A 3,824-nucleotide genomic window follows, 5' to 3' on the forward strand; every position below is an offset into this window, starting at 1 on the left:
GCTCCCACAGGGATTTGCAGTGGGACATAAGTTTTGCAAACGCCCGAGAAACCTGTGGGAGCTGGCTTGCCAGCGATGAGGCCCGCCTGGACTACATAAAAGCTACCCGGAACACCCGGACGCTGGAATCACCGAAACCCCCTCGTTTCCCACCGCGCCCTGATCGCGGCGGAGACGAACAGCCAATCAATGATTCGAGGGGAAACAACCATGTTGCGTGCAGCAATCGCCGGTCTGGTACTGGCTTCGTTCAGCTTGGCGGCCTCGGCCGAAACCATCCGCATCGCCATCGGCACCCAGGACACCACCATCAACTGCGCCGCCGGCGGCCTGTTGATTCGTGAGCTCGGCCTGCTCGACAAATACCTGCCCCACGACGGCGCCTACAAAGACGCGAAATATGACGTGCAGTGGAAGAACTTCACCAGCGGTGCGCCGCTGACCAACGAGATGGTCGCCGGCAAGCTCGACTTTGGCGCCATGGCCGATTTCCCCGGGGCGTTCAACGGCGTGGCTTTCGAAACCGCCGGTAAGCACAGCCTGTTCATCAGCGTGTTGTCGGGCAGCATCAAGGGCAGCGGCAACGGCATCGTCGTGCCGAGCGCGTCCGGGGTGCAGTCGCTGAGTGAACTCAAGGGCAAGACCATTTCGGTGCCATTCGCCTCGACGGCCCACGGCATGTTGCTGCGCGCGGTGGCGGAGCAGGGCTGGGACCCGCTCAAGGACGTGAACATCATCGCCCAGCCACCGGAAGTCGCCGGCTCCGCGTTGCAGGCCGGCAAGATCGACGCTCACGCCGATTTCGTGCCGTTCGCCGAACTGTTCCCCAGCCGTGGTTTTGCCCGCAAGATCTACGACGGTGCCCAGGCCAATGCGCCGACCTTCCACGGTGCGCTGGTGGATCAGGCCTACGCGAAAAAGTACCCGGAGATCGTCATCGCTTACCTGCGCGCGAGTATCGAGGCCAATCGGTTGCTTGCCGCCGAGCCGGAGAAGTACAGCGAACTGATTGCCAAGGTCACGGGCGTCGATGCCGAGGTCAATTACCTGTTCCACGGCCCTCTGGGTGTGCAGACCCGCGATCTGAGCTGGAAACCGGAATACCGTCAGGCGGTGGGTACAGCCATCGACACCCTCAAGCTACTGAAGAAGGCTGATCGCGGCCTCGATCTGAATACCTTTATCGACGATCAATACATCCGTGCCGCGTTCAAGGCGGCGAATCTGGACTACGCCGCGCAAGTTGCCAACTACGCGCAGACCCCGTTGAAAGCCGTGGACGCCACGACCGGCCAAGCCATCTCCGACTTCAGTCACGTCGCCGAAATCTGGGTGCGCGGTGAGGGCAAGGTGCGCCAGTACGCCTCCGCCGAATCAGCCTTCACCGCGTTGGCCGCTTTGAAACAGGAAGGCAAAAACATCCGGGCGGTGTATGCCCAGGCCAGTGACAGCGGGATCAAGCTGTTGGCCGATCAGGCGTGGTTTGCCAGTGATGCCAAAGGGCGGTTGAGTGCGTTTCTGCTCAAGGGCCAGGCGCAGCAATATGCGACAGCGCAGGGTGGCAAGGTACTCGATTTCACTGACGCCACCACCCAAGCAGTCGCTGCCCGCTAGTTGAAGATCAAAAGCCCCTCACCCTAGCCCTCTCCCAGAGGGAGAGGGGACTGACCGAGGTGTTTGGGCAAGGTACACCGACCTGAAATACCGAGCCGAACTCAGGTTTGAAAAGCATGAAGATCGACTCCCTTTCCCCCTCGCCCCCTTGGGGGAGAGGGCTGGGGTGAGGGGGGCTAAATCTCAGCCATCAAGCAGACCCGGAACTGGAAACCCGCGCCATGAAATCATCGACTCTACGCTGGATATCAAGAGCCGCCTCCCTGCTGCTCTGCCTGCTGTTCTGGCAACTCGCCGCCAGCCACCACTGGAACCTTGGCCTGGTCACTTTCGCCAACGTGCCAACCCCGCTGGCGGTGATCGACGCGGCGCTGGGCCTGGGCGACTCCGGCAAGTTGCTCCAGCACCTGACTGCCAGCCTGAGCCGCGTGTTCGCCGGCTACCTCGCGGCATTGCTCATCGGCATCGCGCTGGGCCTGGCCATCGGCCGCTCGAAATGGGCTGAGGACCTGTTGCTGCCACCGCTGGAAGTGCTGCGGCCGATCCCGGCGGTGGCGTGGATTCCGCTGGCGATCCTGATGTTTCCGTCGTCGGAACTGTCGATGGTGTTCATCACCTTCACCGGCGCACTGTTCCCGATCCTGCTCAACACCGTGCACGGTGTCGAAGGCGTCGATCCACGGCTGATCGCCTCGGCGAAAAGCCTCGGGGCAGGGCGCCGGGCGATCTTGCGCGAAGTGGTTCTGCCGGGTGCCGCGCCGAGCATCATCACCGGCCTGGCGATCGGCATGGGCACCTCGTGGTTTTGTCTGGTGACGGCGGAAATGATCTCCGGCCAGTTCGGCATCGGTTACTACACCTGGGAGTCCTACACCATTCAGAACTACGCCGACATCGTCGTCGGCATGCTGCTGATCGGCGTGCTGGGCATGGGCAGCAGCCTGCTGATCAAACGCCTCGGCGGGCTGTTCACGCCCTGGCACCGACCACGAGGAAAAGCCTGATGAGCGCAATGCAAACCCCGGAAGGGCGGATCGATATTCGTCAGTTGTCGATCGTTCTTGGCGAAGGCCAACACGCGTTCGAAGCCGTGCAAGGGCTGGATTGCCAGATCGAGCCCGGCCAGTTCGTGTGCATTCTTGGCCCGTCCGGTTGTGGCAAGTCGACCTTGCTCGGCGCACTCGCCGGGCACTTGAGTGCGCATGCCGGCAGTCTCAAAGTCGATGGCAGCGAGGTGTCCGGGCCGTCGCCGCAACGCGGCATGGTGTTCCAGCATCACACGCTGTTTCCGTGGCGCACGGTGCGCGACAACGTTGCCTTCGGCCTGAAGATGCGCGGCATCGGCAAGGCTGAACGCCACCGCGCCGCTGACGACATTCTCAAACTGGTGGGCCTCGACGGGTTTGCCGAACGTTGGCCCGATCAGCTCTCCGGCGGCATGCAGCAACGGGTGGAAATCGCCCGGGTGCTGATCAATCGCCCGCGTCTGTTGTTGATGGACGAACCCTTCGGTGCATTGGATGCCTTGACCCGCCTGAACATGCAGGAACTGCTGCTGGACATCTGGACGCGCATCCGCACCACCGTGGTGTTCGTCACTCACGACATCGACGAGGCACTGTTCCTCGCCGACCGTTTGCTGGTGATGAGTGCGCGACCGGGACGAATCATCGAAGACCTGCGTCTGGACTTCCCGCGACCGCGTACCACTGAGCTGGTGACCAGCGCCGAGTTTTCACGCCTCAAACGCCACTGCCTTGATCTATTGCGTCACGACAACGACCGCCCGCTGCCGCGCCTTAATCCGCTCGGCCTGCCTCCCGAAAACCCCTTGCCGCGATTTGCCCTATGACCTCATTTTTTGCTGTGACCGATAACCCGGACATTCTCGCCCTGCAGCCGCGCCTGACCGCTGACGATGCCGGTGTGCGGCGCATTGCGCTGATTGATCTGGCTGATCTGGAAGAGCCGGACGGCTTGCTGTGGCTGGTCGAAAGGCTGACCGATGATCCGGCTGAAGAAGTCCGCGCTGAAGCCGCGCGACTGCTGGAAGCCTGGGAAGATGAGCCGGTGGTGGCGGCGTTGTGTCAGGCCCTCACCGATCCGTCGCCGGCCGTACAAACAGCGGCAGCGCAAAGCCTGAGCCTGCTCAAGAGCGAAGCGGCGGGGCGGGTGATTCTGCCGTGGACCGATCATGCGCAAGTCAGTGT

At 62.4% G+C, this 3,824-nt stretch carries 4 protein-coding genes; all 4 read left to right on the forward strand.

Annotation, left to right across the window (positions count from 1 at the left end; all coding sequences use genetic code 11):
- Positions 1–210: 210 nt before the first annotated feature.
- Positions 211–1,614 (forward strand): ABC transporter substrate-binding protein, encoded by a 1,404-nt coding sequence (locus DBR24_RS13220; RefSeq protein WP_128614984.1) that lies wholly within the window; start codon positions 211–213, stop codon positions 1,612–1,614.
- 221 nt (positions 1,615–1,835) lie between these two features.
- A complete protein-coding gene (locus tag DBR24_RS13225) occupies positions 1,836–2,618 on the forward strand; it encodes an ABC transporter permease (protein ID WP_123468143.1) in 783 nt (260 codons plus the stop codon).
- Complete coding sequence (locus tag DBR24_RS13230; RefSeq protein ID WP_128614985.1) at positions 2,618–3,466, forward strand: ABC transporter ATP-binding protein; 849 nt, start codon at positions 2,618–2,620, stop codon at positions 3,464–3,466. The genes DBR24_RS13225 and DBR24_RS13230 overlap by 1 nt, the downstream gene beginning before the upstream one ends.
- The coding region (locus DBR24_RS32115) for a HEAT repeat domain-containing protein (protein ID WP_256591453.1) at positions 3,463–3,824 on the forward strand (362 nt) is incomplete at its 3' end. The genes DBR24_RS13230 and DBR24_RS32115, both read left to right, overlap by 4 nt.

The sequence above is a fragment of the Pseudomonas sp. HMWF006 genome (genome assembly GCF_003061205.1).
GTDB classification, from domain to species: domain Bacteria; phylum Pseudomonadota; class Gammaproteobacteria; order Pseudomonadales; family Pseudomonadaceae; genus Aquipseudomonas; species Aquipseudomonas monsensis.